Origin of the sequence: Pedobacter sp. UBA5917 (genome assembly GCF_002432345.1) — a bacterium.
Taxonomy (GTDB): Bacteria; Bacteroidota; Bacteroidia; order Sphingobacteriales; family Sphingobacteriaceae; genus Pedobacter.
Map to the genome: position 1 here is coordinate 1 of NZ_DJDT01000283.1, position 20708 is coordinate 20708.

General features: G+C 40.5%; 22 protein-coding genes. 17 read left to right on the forward strand and 5 right to left on the reverse strand.

Going from position 1 to position 20708, the window contains the following annotated elements:
• Window positions 1-68 precede the first annotated feature (68 nt).
• The 7 genes from B2V92_RS19280 (at window position 69) to B2V92_RS19310 (ending at window position 6806) form a co-directional block, all read left to right on the forward strand.
• Window positions 69-1319: a sigma 54-interacting transcriptional regulator gene (locus B2V92_RS19280; protein ID WP_293311281.1), complete on the forward strand. Its 1251-nt coding sequence runs from the start codon at window positions 69-71 to the stop codon at window positions 1317-1319.
• A gap of 70 nt (window positions 1320-1389) precedes the next feature.
• Window positions 1390-1905, forward strand: a complete 516-nt coding sequence (locus tag B2V92_RS19285; protein WP_349681441.1) for an LptE family protein — start codon at window positions 1390-1392, stop codon at window positions 1903-1905.
• Window positions 1906-1980: 75 nt separating this feature from the next.
• On the forward strand, window positions 1981-3120 hold the full coding sequence (locus tag B2V92_RS19290) for a hypothetical protein (protein ID WP_293311283.1): 1140 nt from the start codon (window positions 1981-1983) through the stop codon (window positions 3118-3120).
• 16 nt (window positions 3121-3136) lie between these two features.
• Window positions 3137-3502, forward strand: a complete 366-nt coding sequence (gene secG / locus B2V92_RS19295; RefSeq protein ID WP_293311285.1) for a preprotein translocase subunit SecG — start codon at window positions 3137-3139, stop codon at window positions 3500-3502.
• A gap of 133 nt (window positions 3503-3635) precedes the next feature.
• Window positions 3636-4661: a sensor histidine kinase gene (locus B2V92_RS19300; protein WP_293311287.1), complete on the forward strand. Its 1026-nt coding sequence runs from the start codon at window positions 3636-3638 to the stop codon at window positions 4659-4661.
• 480 nt (window positions 4662-5141) lie between these two features.
• A complete protein-coding gene (locus tag B2V92_RS19305) occupies window positions 5142-5783 on the forward strand; it encodes a DUF47 domain-containing protein (protein WP_208643648.1) in 642 nt (213 codons plus the stop codon).
• Between the two features lie 12 nt (window positions 5784-5795).
• Window positions 5796-6806, forward strand: coding sequence for an inorganic phosphate transporter (locus B2V92_RS19310; RefSeq protein ID WP_293311290.1), 1011 nt, complete (start codon window positions 5796-5798; stop codon window positions 6804-6806).
• Between the two features lie 291 nt (window positions 6807-7097).
• Here the strand turns inward: B2V92_RS19310 and B2V92_RS19315 are convergent, their stop codons facing one another.
• The 3 genes from B2V92_RS19315 to B2V92_RS19325 all read right to left on the reverse strand — a co-directional run bounded on the left by B2V92_RS19315 (window position 7098) and on the right by B2V92_RS19325 (window position 9693).
• Window positions 7098-7736 carry an FMN-binding negative transcriptional regulator gene (locus B2V92_RS19315; RefSeq protein WP_293311292.1) on the reverse strand — a complete coding sequence of 213 codons (639 nt, stop codon included), beginning with the start codon at window positions 7734-7736 and terminating at the stop codon, window positions 7098-7100.
• A 78-nt stretch (window positions 7737-7814) separates the two neighbouring features.
• Window positions 7815-9122, reverse strand: a complete 1308-nt coding sequence (locus B2V92_RS19320) for a carboxypeptidase-like regulatory domain-containing protein (RefSeq protein WP_293311294.1) — start codon at window positions 9120-9122, stop codon at window positions 7815-7817.
• Window positions 9115-9693 carry an RNA polymerase sigma factor gene (locus B2V92_RS19325; RefSeq protein ID WP_293311295.1) on the reverse strand — a complete coding sequence of 193 codons (579 nt, stop codon included), beginning with the start codon at window positions 9691-9693 and terminating at the stop codon, window positions 9115-9117. The genes B2V92_RS19320 and B2V92_RS19325 overlap by 8 nt, the downstream gene beginning before the upstream one ends.
• A 188-nt stretch (window positions 9694-9881) precedes the next feature.
• Here B2V92_RS19325 and B2V92_RS19330 point away from each other — a divergent pair, with 188 nt between their 5' ends.
• The 10 genes from B2V92_RS19330 (at window position 9882) to B2V92_RS19375 (ending at window position 17552) form a co-directional block, all read left to right on the forward strand.
• A complete protein-coding gene (locus B2V92_RS19330; protein WP_293311297.1) occupies window positions 9882-10646 on the forward strand; it encodes a DUF4197 domain-containing protein in 765 nt (254 codons plus the stop codon).
• 218 nt (window positions 10647-10864) lie between these two features.
• Window positions 10865-11800: a TolB family protein gene (locus B2V92_RS19335; protein ID WP_293311299.1), complete on the forward strand. Its 936-nt coding sequence runs from the start codon at window positions 10865-10867 to the stop codon at window positions 11798-11800.
• Between the two features lie 437 nt (window positions 11801-12237).
• Complete coding sequence (locus B2V92_RS19340) at window positions 12238-12789, forward strand: RNA polymerase sigma factor (RefSeq protein WP_113951757.1); 552 nt, start codon at window positions 12238-12240, stop codon at window positions 12787-12789.
• 10 nt (window positions 12790-12799) lie between these two features.
• The gene (locus tag B2V92_RS19345) at window positions 12800-13153 is read left to right on the forward strand and encodes an HMG-box domain-containing protein (protein WP_293311301.1); all 354 of its coding nucleotides are present in this window, start codon (window positions 12800-12802) and stop codon (window positions 13151-13153) included.
• Between the two features lie 507 nt (window positions 13154-13660).
• A complete protein-coding gene (locus B2V92_RS19350; protein WP_293311303.1) occupies window positions 13661-13927 on the forward strand; it encodes a hypothetical protein in 267 nt (88 codons plus the stop codon).
• A 3-nt stretch (window positions 13928-13930) separates the two neighbouring features.
• Window positions 13931-14164, forward strand: coding sequence for a hypothetical protein (locus B2V92_RS19355; RefSeq protein WP_293311305.1), 234 nt, complete (start codon window positions 13931-13933; stop codon window positions 14162-14164).
• 4 nt (window positions 14165-14168) lie between these two features.
• Window positions 14169-14561 carry a hypothetical protein gene (locus B2V92_RS19360; RefSeq protein WP_293311307.1) on the forward strand — a complete coding sequence of 131 codons (393 nt, stop codon included), beginning with the start codon at window positions 14169-14171 and terminating at the stop codon, window positions 14559-14561.
• Window positions 14562-14614: 53 nt separating this feature from the next.
• Window positions 14615-15067, forward strand: a complete 453-nt coding sequence (locus tag B2V92_RS19365; RefSeq protein WP_293311309.1) for an Hsp20/alpha crystallin family protein — start codon at window positions 14615-14617, stop codon at window positions 15065-15067.
• Window positions 15068-15240: 173 nt separating this feature from the next.
• Entirely contained in the window at window positions 15241-16461 is a 1221-nt protein-coding gene (locus B2V92_RS19370; protein ID WP_293311311.1) for a DEAD/DEAH box helicase, read from the forward strand.
• A 179-nt stretch (window positions 16462-16640) separates the two neighbouring features.
• Window positions 16641-17552: an AEC family transporter gene (locus tag B2V92_RS19375; RefSeq protein ID WP_293311313.1), complete on the forward strand. Its 912-nt coding sequence runs from the start codon at window positions 16641-16643 to the stop codon at window positions 17550-17552.
• Between the two features lie 346 nt (window positions 17553-17898).
• Here the strand turns inward: B2V92_RS19375 and B2V92_RS19380 are convergent, their stop codons facing one another.
• Complete coding sequence (locus tag B2V92_RS19380; protein ID WP_293311315.1) at window positions 17899-19092, reverse strand: aminopeptidase C; 1194 nt, start codon at window positions 19090-19092, stop codon at window positions 17899-17901.
• 113 nt (window positions 19093-19205) lie between these two features.
• On the reverse strand, window positions 19206-20633 hold the full coding sequence (locus B2V92_RS19385) for an L-serine ammonia-lyase (RefSeq protein WP_293311317.1): 1428 nt from the start codon (window positions 20631-20633) through the stop codon (window positions 19206-19208).
• Between the last annotated feature and the right edge of the window lie 75 nt (window positions 20634-20708).

Sequence of the window (20708 nt, forward strand, 5' to 3'; positions counted from 1 at the left end):
CTGAATTTATTTCAGCATCTTAATAAAAGACTCTGAAACAAGTTCAGAGTGACGAAACTTAAAGAACAATGGATACACAAAATATTAAACAACGGTTCGGTATTATTGGCAACTCGCCTTTGCTTAACCGTGCCATAGATATTGCAAGCCAGGTGGCGCCAACCGATATGTCGGTGTTGATTACCGGCGAAAGTGGTAGCGGTAAAGAGGTTTTCTCGCAGATTATCCATCAAATGAGTGCCCGCAAGCACGGTGCCTTTATTGCCGTAAACTGCGGTGCTATTCCCGAAGGAACAATAGATTCGGAGCTTTTTGGTCACGAAAAAGGATCTTTTACAGGTGCCCATGAGGCCCGTAAAGGTTATTTTGAAGTAGCTAACGGCGGTACCATCTTTTTAGATGAGGTTGCCGAACTGCCTTTAGGTACCCAGGCCCGTTTATTACGTATTTTAGAAAGTGGCGAATATTTACGTGTAGGTTCATCTAAAGTTCAAAAAACAGATGTACGTATTATTGCCGCCACCAATGTTGATGTATACAACCGTGTTAAAAACGGAAAATTCCGTGAGGATTTATATTACAGGTTAAATACCGTTCCATTGCGGATTCCAGCTTTACAGGAACGCAAAGAGGATATTTACCTGTTGTTCAGAAAATTTGCTGCCGATTTTAGTGATAAATACCGCAGTCCGGCTTTGCACCTTGAGCCTGATGCCATCCAGATTTTAACCAATTACAGTTGGCCGGGAAACGTACGGCAGTTAAAAAATATTGCGGAGCAGATCTGCGTACTCGAAAAAGACCGCAATGTTACCGGGCAGGCTATTTTAAACTATATCCCTAACGAGGCCGGCAGTAACCTGCCAATGGCCATCAATTCGCAATCAAAAGAAGATTTTACAGAACGTGATATTTTGTACAAAGTGCTTTTCGATATGAAAAAGGATATGGTTGAGCTAAAAAAACTGGTCGCCGAAATTATCCAGCACGGTGGAAATACTGCTACGGTTTTGGCCGATAATCCTCAATATATCAATCAGCTTTACCGCGACGTGGAATTGCCTGTAGGGCATGAGCATGCTTTTACCATCCAGCACCCAACGCCTGTAAATAACAACGTTAACAATAATAATAACAATAACGATTATTTTGCGCACGAGGCCGAAGAGGTAGAAGAATCGCTCTCGTTGGTTGATAAAGAATCAGACCTGATCAAAAAAGCATTGAAGAAGCACAAGGGCAAGCGTAAATTTGCCGCCCAGGAGCTGGGCATATCAGAACGTACACTTTATCGTAAGATCAAGGAATTAAATCTGTAATTTATCAATAGCCGTATATCAATTCTGTTCAAATTACGTTCCCTATAATTTTAGATCCTATTTTTCGATAATGATGAAAATTAAAATATTTGCCTTAATCCTTATTACCTCGGTATTGGGTGCCTGCTCTTATAAATTTAGCGGAGCTTCTACAACAGGATTAAAAACGGTGGTAATACGTCCGTTCGAAAACAATGCGCCACTGGTGGTGCCTACCTTAAGTAACCAGGTTACCGAATCGTTAAAAACCCGTATCCGTAACCAGACTAAATTGATTATTGCAACAACAGGAGAGGGCGATGCTTCTTTTGAAGGCAGGATAACCGGTTACGAAATCAAACCTGTGGCACTTCAGAACAGTGCTACGCCTACTTCGGGTGCAAACAGGCTAACCATTACCGTTTCTGTAAAGTATAAAAACAACTTAAAAGAGCACGAAAAAGAAAGTTTTGAAGAAAGCTTTACCAAATATTTCGATTTCCCGATAACCGGTGCGCCGATACAGACGTTATTGCCCGGTGCTATCGAGAACATTAACAAGCAATTATCCGAAGATATTTTTAACCGTGCCTTTGCACAGTGGTAAATAAAGCTGTATTGTACACGACAAAATTTTAAAAACCCGTCTACATTTTTTTAACTTAGCACCAAACCTTCAATAATGGATAACAAAAAGCTACTGGCAGATTTACTTGCGCAACCCGGAAAGGTTAGGCCAGAGCATGCATCCATGTTACAGGAAATGGTTGCTCAATATCCTTATTCACAGCCTATCCACCTGCTTTTAGCAAAAGCTAATGCATCATTTGTACCAAAGGCCGCTTTATATGGCCAGGGCCATGTACTTTTCCATGTACTTAATATGGTTGCGGTTGATGATGTGGAGGCTGAGACTGCGGTTGCAGAAAATGACGCTGATGAACAACAGGTTTTTGAGGTGATTGGAGCATTAAATGATGAAAATCTTAATCTGTTAAATAGGGGAACAGCTGAAATTGAAACTCCTGAGGGCATTCATGATGAAGAAGAGGTTTTTGAAGATCCTGCCGAATTAAAAAATGATACAAGCGGCTTAAATCCGGTAGAGGAGATCGAAACGCCAGATGGCTTGCCGGGTACCGATAGCCATTTAACAGATAAGCCTGCAGCCGATGATTCTTTTATTGAAAGTGTAGCCTCGGTTGATTTTTTTGCATTTGAAGAAAAAATGGGTACCGATATGGTAACGCAGGTACCGCATATCGAAACCGTAGTACCTGATGATCCTGAAGTAAATTTTGTTTCGCAATATAACGACGATAAACTTCCATATACCTTTTTATGGTGGCTGGCCAAAACACGTAAAGAGCACGAGCAGGTTTTTCAGCCCTATGCACCTGTAAACCCTAATAATTTAAGACCGCAACCTCAAAATACACAACAACAGGAGCGGGCAGAGTTTCAGCAGCAGTATGTAGAGCATATTTTCCATATCCAAACCCCATTCGAGGTAGCCGATCATTTAGCCGAATATCCTGCTCCCGAAGTGAAGGATGTTAAGGGTGCCGAAATTATCGAGCGCTTTTTAAAAGAAGATCCAACAATCAAGCCGCCTAAACCAGAGCAGATTGATAACGAGAATAAAGCAAAAAAGAGCGCAGAAGACAATTACGACCTTGTTTCGGAGACTTTGGCCAAAATTTATATCGAACAGATGCTTTATCACAAAGCCATAGATACTTATAAAAAATTAAGTTTGAAATATCCGGAAAAAAGCCGTTACTTTGCCGACCTTATCCAATCTATAGAAAAGAAATTTTAAAAAATATAATATTACCATGGTAACCTTTCTAATCATTTTATTAATTATTGCGTGTGTAGCTTTAGGTTTGTTTGTTTTAATCCAAAATCCTAAAGGTGGTGGTTTAGCTACAGGTGGTGGCACAAGTAACATGTTTGGTGTACAGCGTACCGGCGATGTTTTGGAAAAAGGATCGTGGGTTTTGTTAACCTTAATTGTGGTACTAACCCTTGCTGTTACTACAATTGCCAAAACAAGCGGCGGTTCTGCAGCTGTTGGAAATTCAGCCATCCAGGAACGTTTAGATAAAACGCCTACACCATCTCCACTTGGCGGAGGCCTGAACAGCACTAAACCTGCTGCAACTCCAGCTCCGGCTAAAAGCGATTCGACTAAAAAATAATTTATAATCAATAAGATTTTAAAAGCTTTCCCCAAAAAGGAAAGCTTTTTTGTTTTTTAATTATTTTTGGGCTTTGATGCATAGAGAAACGGTTGTTAACACACATTTAACATAAAAAACTTTAAATTGCAGCATGAAATTAAGTGTGCTGGTTTTATTTACTGCTCTCGCCGTTGGCATTTCCATCGGGATGGTTAATTTTTATTTTCAGCATAGCTGGTATTACATGGCCATTTCGTTCGGGGTATCATTTCTGTGCAGTTTTCTGGTTTTTTACTACCTGCTCGAAAAATATATTTACACTAAGATCAAACTCATTTACAAGCTGATCCATAACCTTAAACTGGGCAAAGATTTAAAGGATGCCCTTGGCGAATATGTAAGTTCGGATCCGATTAATGATGTAGAAAATGAAGTAAAGGAATGGGCCGGGGCTAAGAAAAAAGAAATAGACCTGTTGAAAAAGCAGGAGCAGTTCAGAAGGGAATTTCTTTCAAACGTTTCGCACGAATTTAAAACACCGCTTTTTGCCATTCAGGGGTATATCGAAACCTTGCAGGATTGTTTGGTGGATGATCCCGACCAGGCCGTTATTTTTTTAAAAAAGGCAGAGAATAACGTAGAGCGCTTAAGTTATCTGATCAAGGATCTGGATGTGATTTCTAAACTCGAAACCGGCGAATCGCCCATTAATTACCAAAAATTCGATTTTGTGCAGCTGGCCAAAGAGGTAATGGAAAACCTTGAAGACCGTGCGCATGCTAAACACATTAAGCTGTTTTTTAAAGATAAATATACCGCAATAACTCCTGTTTCGGCAGACAGGGAGAAAGTACGTCAGGTACTGATTAATTTAATTGTAAACAGTATTAAATATGGTATTGATGGCGGCGAAACCGCAATCAAGATTTTCGAACTGCACGATCAGGTTTTAATTGAGGTTACTGATAACGGTATCGGCATTGAAGAAAAGCACTTATTGCGCTTGTTTGAGCGTTTTTACCGCATTGATACACACCGCGCAAGGGAAGTTGGTGGAACAGGTTTGGGCTTAGCCATTGTAAAACACATTTTAGAGGCCCACCAGCAGACCATTTCGGTGAGAAGTACGCCGGGCATTGGTACAACCTTCGCATTTACGCTGCAAAAGGGGGGGTAGGCCGGGTTTTACTGCAAAGTTCGCTGGGGAATGCGCGAAGCACGCAAAGACTTCTTACTGGTCTTAGCGTCTCGTTAAGGCCCCGCAATGTTTGGTGCATCCACGCCTTGGTTCATTTCACCAAACCATTTTTGTTTTGCCACGGAGACACTGAAAGCACGGAGAAAGATAAAATCCGTGTTAATCCGTCGCCATGGTTCGTGTCTCCACGGATCACTATTAGTATAAATAAATCCAAATCCGTGCATCCGCGGCTAAAAAATGTGATATTGTCCGCGTGCTCTCCCTCGTCCTATCTTTGTATCTTACACACCACATTATTATTTTCCTAAACCTTTATCCGTTTCATTATCAAATACCTAATAGGAAGATGAAAGCGATGTAATGTGACAAAAACAGGTAATAATTTCTTAATATAATTAATGAATTAACATTAACTTAACATTGAGCTTGTAGCTTTGCAACATATTAAAAATTAACATGAACAATATTTTTAAGTTCTTTACCCCTCAGGATAGAAAGTTTCACCCACTTTTCGAGCAGGCTGGTAGCAACGCATTAAAGATTGCAGAAGCCCTTTTAGAAATGGTAAGCACAGGTGATGCTGAAAGCAGAAAAACTATTTTTAAAGAGATTGAACGCCTAGAGCACGTGGGAGACGATATTACCCATTCGATCTTTCTTGAATTGAGCAGGAACTTCATTACGCCGTTCGATCGCGAAGATATTCACCAATTGGCTACTGCCGTTGATGATGTTGCCGATTATATTTATGGAACTGCAAACCGTATGCAGATGTACAACATGAATACCATTAACGAGCCGATTGTTAAAATTGCAGAGCTTTTGGTAGAAATGTGTACCGATATTGATAAAGCCATTAAAGAATTACGCAGTTTTAAAAACATCCGTGTAATTGCTGATGCCTGTATCCGCATCAACAGCGGCGAAAACCAGGCCGATTACGTATTTACATTGGCGGTTGCCCGTTTATTCGAATACGAAACCAATGCGATTGAATTAATTAAACAAAAAGAGGTTTTACAAACGATAGAAAAAGCGACAGATAAATGTGAGGATGTGGCGAATGTGCTTGAAACTATCTTGGTTAAAAACGCTTAATAAAAAACAAACATGGTAACTACCTTATTGGTTGTTGTTGTAATTCTGGCTATTGCTTTCGATTACATTAACGGCTTCCACGATGCCGCTAACTCGATTGCAACAGTTGTTTCTACAAAAGTGCTTACGCCTTTTCAGGCGGTTTTGTGGGCTGCGTTGTTCAACTTCGCTGCTTACTTTTATTTTACCGACCACAAAGTGGCCAACACGGTTGCTAAAACCGTAATCGAAAACTATATCACTTTAGAGGTAATTCTTGCAGGTTTAATTGCTGCAATTATCTGGAACCTGTTAACCTGGTGGTACGGTATTCCCTCAAGTTCTTCGCACACGCTTATCGGTGGTTTTGCCGGTGCTGGTATGACACATGCTTTGCTCATTGGTGCCAGCCCATTGGCTGCGGTTGAAATGGGATATGTTGTTAAAATCGTATCGTTTATTGTACTTGCGCCAATAATTGGTATGGTAATTTCGGTTGTATTAACACTGATTATTATAAATATCTGTCGCCATGCTAAGCCAGCAACAGCAGAGAAATGGTTTAAACGCCTCCAATTGATCTCATCTGCTGCACTAAGTTTCTTCCACGGAGGTAACGATGCACAGAAAGTAATGGGTATCATTGCTACCGCTTTAATTGCGGCCAAAGTTATTCCTAACTTCGAATCAATGCCGGCCTGGGTGCCAATATGCTGTTATTCGGCAATATCTTTAGGTACCATGAGTGGTGGTTGGAAAATCGTTAAAACCATGGGCTCAAAAATTACCAAGGTAACAGCCTTAGAAGGTGTTGCTGCCGAAGGTGCCGGTGCGGTTACATTGGGTATTACCGAGCATTTTGGTATTCCGGTTTCTACTACACATACCATTACAGGTTCTATCGTTGGTGTTGGTGTGGTAAAAAGTGTATCAGCTGTACGTTGGGGCGTTACCATCAACTTAATCTGGGCATGGATTTTAACCATTCCGGTTTCGGCAACATTGGCTGCAATTATTTATGCCATCATTTACTACTTGAAGTAAAACAAAATCCTTTATATACTCAAAAGACCAAGGCATTAGCTTTGGTCTTTTTTGTTTGGCGTTTTTTAACGGAAAGGCTGATGGGCTTACCACAAAGGGTATTGAGTTTTGGACAGAGGTGAACGGGAAAAGTGTAGTCTGGGCTACCCATTAACATACCCCAACAAAAAGGTCGTCATCTCGACTGAAGCAAAGCGAAACGGAGAGATCTGCCTAGATAGATCTCTCGACTACGTTGCACTCCGCTCGAGATGACGGCGACTATAGAGAAGTTACCCGTCAACTCCTCTGTCATTCTGAACGTAGTGAAGAATCTTTCATTGATTTGTTCATTTCTTTAGCCACTTCCTTTGCCACCGGATCTTCGCTTTTCTCCAGGTTTGCAATAATGCTTTCCTGGTTTTTTGCTGAATGGTTCTGGCTCAGTTTAAAAACATGGTCGATATGGCTCACCGAAACTTCGAAACCTGTAATTGCCTTTAAATGTTTTTGGATATAAGCTTCATCCATTTTGTTAAATGCCGCTGGGCTTGTTTCGGGATCTTCATATTTATTGGTCAGTTCTTTAATTACCTGGTAGGTTTCTTCTGAATCCATAAGTCTGATGGTGCCTTTAGCCTGAACTGTTTTATAATTCCAGGTAGAAACCGAAGCCGGTTTTTCGTAAACAGATGCGCTGATATAAGCATGTGCACCGGTAAAAATGGCCATTACCTTCGGGTTTTGCTCAAAGGCTTTACAATGATCGGTTTTGGTCATGATGTGGCCGATAAGTTTTATCGAATCACCATTCACCACCGTTTTAACAGGTACCTGCGTAGCAACGGGATATTCTCCGTCGGAACCAATTAAGGTGATGAAATTATTTTGATGCATAAACTCAAGAATTTCATCCTGGTTTTTAGCTGTAAAATGTGGGAGTTTGTACATAATATTTAAGTCTGTCGTCATTGCGAGAAGGAACGACGAAACAATCTAATTAGAAAACTGTTTTGGAAAGAAAATCTTTTAAAACTTAACACTGATCTCTACTGAATCAGTTCCGTTTTTAGGTAATACCCAATCCGGACCACTTTGGATAAGCCGCATGGCTTCTGCGTCGGCTTTTTTGTTCAGCGATTTTATAACAGCAACGTTGGTAGGCCGTCCGTTCTTTTTAACCTTAAAGCTTAAAATAACAAATTGTTCAGGGCCTTTGGGGTTGTATAGTTTATTGTTGCTTTCGAGGTATTGCGTATAGTTTATGGTAGAAACCGGAACTGGTTTTGTTATTTCTTCTTTAGCTTTTCCATCCAGGTTCTGTTCTGCACGTAAGGTGATTTTCGGTGCAGGGATATTTTCTTTCTTCTGTCCGTTAGAGCCGGTAATCAAAGCAATTTCGTTCAGCGTTCTATTGCCGGTTAAAGCGTTTTTAATCGCATTCGGATCCTGCAATCCAATTACAGGCGCTTCTTTAAACCCGATTGCATTAATCAACAGGTCTTTATCTTTTGCATTACTATCGGCAGGCAAATAAAAATAACCCTTGGCATCGGTTGCGGTTACATTTTTAGAACCGGCCAATTTTACAACAGCACCCTGAATGGGCTGGCCATTGCTCTGATTTACCACGTTGCCGCTAAATGCAATTTTGCTTGAGCCAAATGCTGGCGCAGGTGCTGCAGCAATCGCCGGTTCATTTAGGGCTTCTTGTGCCGCCTTTGCTTTACTTGCATAGCCATTAAAATTCTCAAATCTCGCGGTACCTTTACGGTTATAATCGATAACAGCTTTTTGTTCGGCAACAGCTTTCTCTGAAGGTTGAATAATTGCTTTTGTTCTGGTGTTTTTTGCCAGATCGCCGGTTTTTGCATCAGCAATCGCCTGATCTACCAATGCAGATTTGGTCGCATTTTGAACTACAGTATCTTCCTTGGTTTTATTGGATACAATTGCGGTACTGCTATCTAATTGAACCATTACACCTTTATTTTTACGTGCAGCATTTTCTATATTTCTGCGGTTTGTTTCACGCATAAAAAACAGAATACTCACGGCTATAAAAGCTACCGTAGCTGTTGCAGCAATACTTAACCTTTGTGTGGTAATGCCCCAAAGCTTGCGTTTTATCGGTTTTTCCGAAACACGGTCGTACAGTTGTTTTTGTAAAATGGAAAGCGTTTGTTTGCGTTTTGGCGACTGTTTCAATCCTTCTAAAGCTTCGGCCACGAAAGGATCTTCCAAAGCCTGCCTTTCTACAAAGTGCATAGCCTTGGCATCAAGTTTACCATCAAGGTAATCTTCCAGTACATCAATATCTAACCAATCGTTATTCACTACTGTTTTTCTCTATACAAATCTTTAAATTCCGCTTACCGTTCTGGATATAACTCTTTACCTTAAGCATGTCGTAACCCGTAATATCGGCTACTTCTTTATAGCATTTTTCCTGTAGATAAAATAAATCTACGCTTTTTCGCTGTTCTTCGGGCAAAGTTTCCATACACTTTTCCATGATGGTAAGCTGCGTTTCTTTTGTGTTGTCTATATCCAGATGCACAAACTCGCTGTTTTCCACAAAAGTATCGTCAATCGAAACATTATTCTGCTTCGAGGATTTCCGCAGTGCCATTAAACAATGGTTGCGCGTTAAAACATGGAGCCAGCTTTTAAAATTCTGTACCTCATGTATTTTTAGCTTGGTAACCAGTTCTTCGAAAATCTGCATTACCGCATCCTTACTCTGCTCTACATCTTTAAAATAGTTAAGGCAAACCCCGAAAACCAGGTGCATGTATTTGTTATAAAGCGTACCCAATGCATTCAAATCGCCGGTATTTTTATACTGGGCAATCAGTTTGGCATCATCTTGCTGGTTATTTCCAGCTGTATTCTTTATAAATCTCAAAAAAATATGGCAGCTATTCGAATTATCTTTCAAGTATAAAAAATATTTCTGAGTGATGGCGTATAAACTAATATTTTAGGATTGATTGACTTTGAATAATTCCGGATTCGCAGGATATAAACACTTATATTTGAGTTATCAATTTAAATTATGGCAGTTGTTTTGCTAAGCCCAATTAAACACACACAATGAAAAAGATCTATATTTTAGCCGCATCGATAGGCCTGCTATCGGTAAGCTTAAACGCAAACGCCCAGATAAAACTAAGCGATATTTTTAAGAAGGTAACCGAAAAACAGGGTACCACTACCGCTACAGGTGCAACCGGAACACCATCTACACTCGAAATCGGGCAGGGCATTAAGGAAGCATTGCAGATCGGGGTTTCGGCTGGGGCAGACAGGCTCTCGGTTAAAGATGGCTTTTTAGGTAACCTTGCCGTTAAAATATTGATGCCACCCGAGGCACAGAAAGTAGAAAAAACATTACGTGGCATAGGGCTGAACAAACTTTGCGATAATGTAATTGTGAGCTTAAACCGTGCGGCAGAAGATGCAGCAACAGAAGCGAAACCGATTTTTATCTCTGCTATTAAGCAAATGACTTTAACCGATGCCACCAATATTTTATTGGGGAACAACAATGCAGCCACCGATTATTTTAAAAGGGTGACTACTTCACAGTTGATGGAAAAATTTAGCCCGATTGTAAGCACGAGTTTAAATAAGGTAAATGCCACCAAATATTACAGCGATTTAACCACGCAGTATAACCGTTTGCCTTTGGTAAAACCGGTAAATACGAACCTTACCGAATACGTTACACAAAAAGCCATAGATGGTTTATTTGTTGAAGTAGCAAAAGAAGAATTAAAAATAAGGGGTAACCTAAGCTCCAGGAGTTCTACCTTGCTGCAAAAGGTATTTGGTTACGCCGATAAGAAAAAAATTTAGTTAAGTGATGTTCGTGAAGACACGAACATCGGCGAGATTTAATATATGTTGTGGTTCGTGTCTTCACGAAACGTAAGCTTCATAATGTTTTAAGAAAGATATCCCATGCCTCGTGGTTCGTGTCTTCACGAACCACTAATTAAGTTTACCCTAAGTAAAATATCACCTATCCGCTACTTTCTGACCGATAGAAACGAAAACTATTTGTAAAATTGCGTATGACGAAAATCAGTAGCACATTAGTTTCTATTTTAATTCCCTGTGTGGCATTAATCACTTCATGCAACAACAGCAAATCTAACAACGATGGAAATAAAGCCGTTTTGGATACTGTTTCATTAAGCAATAAAAATTTCGCATTAGCTTACCAGGATGGTGATAAAATCGTTGCCACGAGTATCGATACGATGAAACAGATTTCGTTCGGTGGGGCTACCAATCCTGCTATTTCGCCCGATGGCAATAAACTGGCTTATACATTAAGCGATTCGGTAGGCAACAGGTCCATCTGGATTGCCGATATGGAAAATAAAAACCAGGGCAAACTACAGGTAAACAGCAATAATTATTATGGTGCGGTATGGTCTGCTGACGGCAACAATATCGCCTTCAGTATTTTTAACAAAAGTGGTATTTGGAAAATAGGTGTGATAAAGGCCGATAATTCCGGTTACATCATGTTGGATAGCACATCGAAAATAAATGCTTATGCACCAACCTGGAAAAACGATAAAGAGATCATTGCACACGATCTTGAAAACCTTTACACTTTTGATCTTTCCGGGAAATTGATCGATACGAAACCGATCAAAACATTAATCGGAAATGAATATCATATCTCGAGTAGCGACAATTTCTTTTATAGCAAAGATGGAAATAAACTGATTTTTACTGCCGCCAGCGGCGAAGTACTACATGAGTTACATGATATGGCCAATGCCGTTTATATCCTCGATGTGGCCAGCAAAAAAATAACACCACTTTCGCAAAAAGGAATGAACGTGCCTTCTCTTTTTGTAACTGCCGACGACCGTATTTTTTACAGTGGTGCCGAAAAGCCTTATACAGAGAGTAAAATTTATGTAGCCGATTTAAATGGCAATATTAAAACGGTGGTTGATAAAGGAAGCAACCCAACAGGCGCGCTCAAGTAACGGTAACTTCCGAAGTCAAAAAAGGCAGGTGAGCCGGGGAAGACTTCGGAAGTCTGCAGAATAGTTATCCCGAGATAGATCTCTCCGCTCCCGAATATTCGGTCGAGATGACGGACACTTTATATAATTTCATTTTACCGCTTGCAGGGTGTACCTACGCTGTTTATAAACCTGATTGAAACGGAAAGCCCGCAATCCCGATCCTTCATCGGGAGCGGACTTGGAGAGGAAAGCAGGGCTGCAGTCTGCCAAGAACACCCGGCCTTTCATTTTCAAAATAGAATAATTAATAATAAACCTGAACAAGGCCTATTTATACTTTCGAAGTTACCCTCTTCCCAATCCCCTCCGTTAAACTTCGAAAGATGCCAAAAAAATAAAGAAAATTTAAAGTAATATTGAGTTTCATCCGTTTACTGCTTTATACGCAATAAATAGTGCCAACAAACGAACCTCAAAATATCATTTCAACGGTTGCCAATTATGGTAAGCGCCTGTTCAGTTTCATCCGTGGAAGGGTGAATACCGATGAGGACGCGGAAGATATTTTACAGGATGTTTGGTTCCAGCTGAGCAATCAGCCCGAAGTAGGCACCATCGAGCAGATCAGCGGTTGGCTTTACCGTGTAGCCAGAAATAAGATTACCGATAAATACCGTAAACAAAAGGAAGAATCGCTGGAAGATTTTAGTTTCGAGGGAGAAGATGGTGAAATTAATTTTAAGGAAATTTTACTTGCCGAGGCCTACTCGCCGGAAGAGGAAAGCTTAAAAAAGCTATTCTGGGATCAGCTGTTTCTGGCGCTCGAAGAACTGCCCGAAAATCAGCGTTACGTATTTGTACAGAATGAACTGGAAGAACGTACTTTTCAAGAGCTGGCTGATGAAAGTGGTGAGAATATCAAAACATTAATATCAAGAAAAGGTTATGCGGTAAAACACCTGCGTAACCGCTTACAAAATTTATATCAGGAATTTATTAACTATTAAATTTGCAGACATGATGAATAGAAATTTTAATCGGCGCAAGAAATTTATTTTCTTTTTACCCGTAGCCCTGCTTATTGCAGCGGTTTTGGGGTATGTGGTTATGTTTTTATGGAATTGGATTTTACCGGAGGTGGCACATGCGGGCAAACTAACTTACTGGCAGGCCCTTGGTTTATTGGTGCTGTGCCGATTACTTTTCGGCAATTTTAAAAAAGGCGGTCATGGTGGGCACGAAGGTTTCCGTGAGCGTGCAAAAACCATGCGCGCCAAATGGGAAACCATGGATGATGAGGAACGGGCAAGGTTTAAGGAAGAATATAAACGGAGGTGTGGCGGATGGGGCCATCACCGCAATAAAGAATAGTAAAAAGCTCCGGAGAAATTCGGGGCTTTTTTGTTTTATTGGTTGGTGGACAACCGATAGTTTAAATAGTTAATTTTTCGTTTTTGAGTTTTAACTAGCTTTTTAATTAAAGCGATCGTCACCCTGAATTTATTTCAGGGTCTTACAAGCTAAAAAGATGTTGAAATAAATTCAGCATGACGAATTGATCTAGTCAGTGCATTTATAAATATTCTTTTCAATAAATAATAATCGACGCAGATTAAAAAGATCCTTCACTGCGTTCAGGATGACACGAGGAGGAGAGGATGACAAATAAAAAAAATCAAAATAATTTAAAGTAAAAATAAAACTCTTCCGTCTTCCTATATAAATAACAAAAAATAACAGATGCGTACATCAAATCGCTTATAGCGAATTGATTACCGTCATAAAATATAGAGAGATGAAACCATCTTGATTTTCAGAACAGAAAACAATCAGGGAAATCAAGATAGCTTCATCACAAATAAAAACATATATAAACAGATGAAAAAAATATTAAAAGCTATAGGATTTGGGATTATACTTGGCGCAGCCGCTTTCTTTGTCCCATTTGTATTTAAATTTATATTGGCGATAGTAGTGATCGGCTTTATGTTCAGGGTTTTCGCAGGTAGGAAACGTCATTATTTCCATAGCCGTTATAATGGTTTCGAAAACCATTTCAACCCGATTGTACCCATCGATAATCAATGGTACAAACCAAATGTACAAAGCAATGGAACGGTTAACCACATCAACATCAATTACTAAGCCATGAGAACATTTAGAATATTACTGGCATTGGCTGTTGCCGCAGGAACTTTTTACAGCTTAAATGTACTGGCGGTTCAAAATGGATACCGCGATCGCCTTGACTTTAAAAACAGGCATTATAACGAAGATTGCGATCATGAGCGTAACAGACACCATGCTTTCAATCACCACAACAGCAACACAAACTATACAATGATCAGTAAGGTTGATAGTGTTAACACCCTAAATAGATAAAGATATGTCGCAGATACTTTTTTTGAGCGATCCATCCCAAAGTGATGTAAGTCCGATTTTAGGGATGGCCAACGAACTGATCAGCCGTGGAGAAAAGGTAACCTTTTTTAGCTCGGATGAATTTAAAACCCCCATTGAGGAAATAGGTGCCGATTTTAAAGCCTACAATCAGGAAGTGAATATTTTTCAGCCGAAAAAAGATGCAGACGGAGAAGAAAAACCTAAATCGGGATTGATCAGTGCGTTGCTGGAACCCATGAAGTTTATCGATGATATTTTGGTGCAGATCAGGGGACTGAAATTCGATTATGCCGTTTTTTCGCCAGCTTACCCTTATGCCAACATCATTACACAGCTATTGGGCATACCAAAAACCGAACAGGCGGTTTTAAATTAGAAATTGGCCTTGGGCCAATAAATTAACAGATTAATCACATTAAAATTAATAACATGTACAATCAACATAGATGCCATGAGGGCAAGATGCACGGTCGGTTCGGCGCTGGAGAAGGAAGATTTGGAAGGCACTTTGGTGGCCCTTTCGGTCACCACAAATTCGGGATGTTTAACCAGGGATTTAGAAAAGTGCCGGTAAACATCGAAGAAACAGAAAGTAGCTTTATCATCGAGCTTTTTGCTCCGGCTCTGCTTAAAGAAAATTTAAAAGTAGTAACCAAAGATGATGTATTAACCGTTTCTTATCAACCACAGGAAGAAGCCGATGCCGCTAAAAAATATAGCCGCAGAGAATACAGCAACGGTGCTTTCGAAAGGGGCTTTGCCCTAAACGGAAAGGTTTTGTCAGAAAACATTTCGGCCGGTTATGCCGATGGGATCCTAAAAATTACCCTTCCTAAAAACCCCGAAACCAATATACCAGAGAAAGATATCCTGGTAGACTAAGTTTCGTCTATTATAATTTCCAAGCCCCAGTTGTTCAGAACAGTTGGGGCTATTTTATTTGTAGTTGGCCTGCAAAAAGTAGTTATAGCGTATTAAACTCGCCGATATTGAAATGCCGTTTGCTATTGGCGGTATTTTAAGGTACTTTTGCTAAAAGACATAAATACAATAGATTGAATTTTAACGACTTTAACTTTAACCCCGATTTATACGAAGGCTTAATGGCCATGGGGTATAAAAGCGCTACTCCAATACAAGAACAAGCCATACCGGTAATTTTAGATAACCACGATCTGATTGCCTGCGCCCAAACGGGAACCGGGAAAACCGCCAGCTATCTTTTGCCTGTAATGGACAAAATCAGCAGAGCTACCGATAGGCATAACAATACCTTAATTCTGGCACCAACGCGCGAATTGGCCCAACAGATCGACTTACAGGTTGAAGCTTTGGCTTATTTTACCAATATCAGTTCGTTGGCCGTTTATGGTGGGGGAGACGGTATTGCCTACGAACAGCAAAAGCGTTCGATGCGCGAGGGTGTAGATATTATTATCGCTACTCCGGGTAGGTTAATGGCACATTTATCGTCGGGAGTATTAAAACTGCAGCACTTGCAGCACCTCATTTTGGATGAGGCCGATAGGATGTTGGATATGGGCTTTTACGACGATATTATGCGTATTGTAAGCTATCTGCCAAAAGAAAGGCAAACGCTTCTGTTTTCGGCTACCATGGCTCCAAAGATCAGGAAAATGGCCGGCAGCATCTTAAATCATCCACAGCAGATTACCATTTCGATTGCTAAGCCTGCCGAAGGAATCGATCAGCAAGCCTACAATATCCACGATCAGCAAAAACAGGCCCTGCTTTCTGATATTTTTAAAGCCGGAACCTATAAAAGTGCGATCATTTTTGCCTCGACAAAAGAAAAAGTAAAGGCATTATACAAAACATTTAAAAGCCTGAATATTAAAGCAGAGGCTTTCCACTCCGATTTGGGGCAGAAAGAAAGGGAAGATATTCTGTTGGCTTTTAAAAACAAAAGATTGCCTATCATTATCGGTACCGACGTGTTATCGCGTGGTATTGATGTAGAAGGGGTTGATCTTGTAATTAATTACGATGTTCCGGGCGATCCGGCTGATTATGTACACCGCATCGGTCGTACAGCCAGGGCAGCAACAAAAGGTACAGCCATTACGCTGGTTAACGGCAGGGATAAACGCAAATTCGATAATATCGAAAAACTGATCGAAAAAGAAGTGCCGCGGATGCCATTGCCTGAAAGCATAGCCACCATGGAAATTACACATGTAGAGGAAAAAAGACCTCAAAATAAAGGCAAGAAAAAGGTTTGGCATAAAAAGAAAAAACCAAAGCCTTCAGCTTAAAAATGTAAAAGGGAAGATGTAAAATGGATGATTGAGCTAGCGATAGGATATTCGTCCATTTTTTGAAAACGCTCGTCACCCTGTCCCGAACCTTCGGGATCAGGGTCTTTCATGCTAAACATTATTTTAAATCAGTCATTATAGAGTTCAAGTTTTAGATTAATTCTGCGCTATTTCAAATGGCAAATTTTATTCTTATCGGTTTATGCATTTTGGCGGGTATTCTTTTCAGAAAAAGCAAATCGTTACCAAAAGATGCACACAAGGGCATTAACGCCTGGATTATTTACATCGCTTTACCCGCAGTTTCGTTTAAATACCTTCCGCACATTACCTGGACTAAAGACCTGCTTTTTCCAGCCCTGGCACCGGTCTGTATATGGCTGGCAGGTTGGCTGTTTATTACGGTTTACAGCCGGATGAGAAACCTCAGTAAGGCAACTTCGGGTGGATTAAAACTCACCAGTTCGTTAAGCAATACCTCATTTGTGGGTTTCCCGTTAATTGTGGCTTATTTTAGTGAAAAAGAACTCGGAATTGCCATTATCTGCGATCAGGTTACTTTCACACTTTTATCAACCATTGGTGTTATTGTAGCCATCCGATCGTCGCAGAACCAGAAATTGAGCGCAAAACTTGTTCTAAAAAAGGTATTGACTTTTCCACCCTTAATCGGTTGTGTATTGGCTTTAACTATACCCCATTTTATTGACATTTCTATACTCGATCCATTATTCGATAAGCTGGCCGGAACGGTTGGTCCGCTGGCCTTGTTTTCGATCGGTTTACAGCTCAAATTTGGTGGCTGGTTCAGCGAACTCAAACACATCAGTTTGGCTTTGTTGTACAAGTTAATTCTGGCTCCCTTGCTCGTGATGTTGATTGCCCTGGTTCTGGGCATGAATGGAACAATTACCAAAATAACCATTTTCGAAATGGCCATGCCTACATTATTAACCGCAGGAGTAGTAGCCGACCAATACAACCTTAACCCTAAACTTTCCAATCTGGTAGTCGGGATCGGGATATTGCTTTCGTTTATAACCACAGGTTTGTGGTGGCTGGTGCTAACTTACTCGGGGCTGGTTTAAGTTAATTCGTTTTTAACCGCAAAGCACGCAAAGGGAAGGGCGCGGAGAACACAGAGGATTTTTTTTGCAACGCCTGCCTAGCTGTTCAGGCAGGGATGCACGGATTTACAGACAAAATCGTCATCTCGACTGGAACGCAGTGGAATGGAAATCCTTCAACTCCGCTCAGGATGACAAAGTAGATTTGACAGAGGCACTCGAAATGACGGTTTGGGAGGAGCTTCGCTTAACGCCAGCCACCATACGCTTAGCGCTCTTTGCTAAAAACCTAGCGTCCTTTGCGGTTAACACCAATAAAAAAGCCGCAAAATCTCTCTTGCGGCTCCTTTAAATATGTTTAAAATGCTTACAAAGCTAATTTCTTAGCAATGACGGCCGGAATACCGGCTTTATTCAATAAAATGGCTGTGGTTTTATATTTTACGTAGTTTTTGGTTACGTATAAATAGCCTTTATAATCGTTGGTTGCTCCCCATGAGTTTTTAACGATATAGTATTCTTTACCGGTTTGATCTTTGGCTAAACCTACGATATGCATACCATGATCATCGGTAGTCTGGTAATTATCGAAAGCCAACTGACGGTTTTCCTGCGTAATTTCCATTTCTGGCTGTGGACCGTTAAAAAGTTCAGCTTTTTGTTTCATTGTCATATCTGCGAAAGGCGTTTGCGGAACAAAAGCAACACCGTTTTTCCAGCTGAAAGTTTTTTCGCTTACATCAGTTGCCCATGCAACAGTGTAACCACCTTTTAATGCATTGTCGATAATATCTGTAAGTTCATTTACTTTAACATTGTAAACCTGATCGAACGACCAGTTATCAGGCACTAGCAAAGTAAACTTGCTGTAAAAAGGATGATCGTTAAAAGATGATAATTCTACATAATTATCAGGATTTAAACCCACAACTTCCTGTGCAAAGGTTTTTGGTGTATATTTTTTGCCGTTATAGGTAAAATTTTCCGGTACGGCACCTAAGTAAGCATCAATTACGCCTGTGTAAGCTTTTAACCAGTTAGGAGTTAACTCGCCATTTGCATTTTTAACCACTGCTTCTAAAACACCTTTTTCAATATCGCCAAGCTCGGCAGTTTTATTGATTTTGGTACCATAGTTTAAGCCGGTATACACTTCCTGTGGAACTGCACCGTATTTTTTGTACATATTGATTACATCGTGCAAAGCACCGCCATCGCCCAGCGAAACGGCTCCATGCATGCGTACGTAATTTTTTCCTTTTTCTACGTAAGCATTACGTGCGGAAAAAAGCTGCGATAAGGTTACAGGTTGTTTACCTGCCTTGATCATTTCAGACTCTAAAAATGAATTGGTCGAATAGCTCCAGCAGGTACCTGACGAACCCTGGTTCTGAACTGGTGTATTAGCAAGATTAATCAGTTCGGTAAATTTAAAAGAAGCCGCACTGTTTTCGCTCTGGTTGTTTTTTAAAGAATTAACAAGATTGTCTTGGCCGTAAGTTACCATAGTAGATAACGACAAAGCCAAACCAATCACACTGATTTTGGTGTAGTTGATCATTTTTTATGAATAATTATTAAAAATTGAGCGAATGTAGAAATACTTGCTGATTTAGGGTCAGAAAGTTTGTAATAAATCGATAACATAAGTCATTTAATTGCAACAAAGTTGAATTAACACTCTGGCAAACTGATCGGGATATTGGTTGCCAAGCCTCCATCAGAGGTTTCTTTGTATTTGGCGTTCATATCCAGGGCCGTTTCCCACATGGTGTTAACCACGGCATCCAAGCTTACTTTGGCTTTATCGGGATTACTTTGCAGGGCCAACTGACTAGCCGTAATGGCTTTAATGGCCCCCATGGTGTTCCGTTCGATGCAGGGGATCTGTACCAAACCACCGATCGGATCGCAGGTTAAGCCTAAATGATGTTCCATGGCAATTTCGGCAGCCATTAAAACCTGCCTTTGCGAGCCGCCAAGACATTCGGTAAGTGCTGCTGCGGCCATAGCAGATGAAACACCAATTTCGGCCTGACAGCCGCCCATTGCAGCAGATATGGTTGCACCTTTTTTGAAAATACTGCCTATTTCTGAAGCACAGGCAATAAACTGGATGATTTTTTCTTCGCTATAACCGTCGCAAAAGGTAATAAAATATTGCAGAACCGCAGGGATAACACCGGCAGCACCATTTGTTGGTGCTGTTACCACGCGGCCAAATGAAGCATTTTCTTCGTTTACGGCCAGGGCAAAACAGCTTACCCAATCTAAAGTATAATTAAAGCCGTTACCGCCTTTTCTGATCGCTTCTACCCAGCCATCGTAATTGGCATATTCGCTTTTGTTGATCAAACGTTTATTCAAAGGAAAGGCTCTCCGGGCAACGTTTAAGCCGCCGGGTAAAAAACCGGTAGTATGGCAGCCACGGTAAATACAATCGCGCATTACGGCGAAATGCTGTAAAATACCTTTTTTGGTTTCCGCCTCGGTACGCCAGGCCAATTCGTTTTCCATTACGATTTCGCTCACCTTTAATCCGGTTGATAAGCACCAGTGTAATAGTTCTTTGGCTTTTTCTACCGGAAATGGAAGATCTACCTGCGCTTTATTGCTGTTGTCTTCACCTTCTTTTACCACAAAACCACCTCCAATAGAATAATAGGTTTCTGAAAAGGCTTTTCCGTTATTTAAAAACGCCTGAAAAGTTACTGCATTGGGGTGAAAAGGTAAACTTTCGGTAAAAAGGAAGAGTAAATCTTCGTCATAGTCAAAATTGATGATCAGATTGCCTGCAAGATTCAGTTTTTTGTCGCGTTGGATGCTTTCGAAAGTAGGTGTAACCGCATCTACATCAAAAGTTACCGGATCGGCACCAGTTAAACCCAATAAAATGGCTACATCGGTTCCGTGTCCCTTACCTGTTTTTGCAAGTGAACCATACAATAATATCTTAATGCCTTCAATATCGTTAATCAGGCCATTTTGCGCAAGCGAAGAAGTAAATTGCTGTGCCGCACGCCATGGGCCTAAAGTATGCGAACTGGATGGGCCAATGCCTATTTTAAAGATATCGAAAACCGAAATTTGTTCCTTGATCATTATGAATATAAGTTATACAAAGCTATGATTGTTTTATGATTTTGGCTAAATTAATTTTGACCGATGATCAAAATA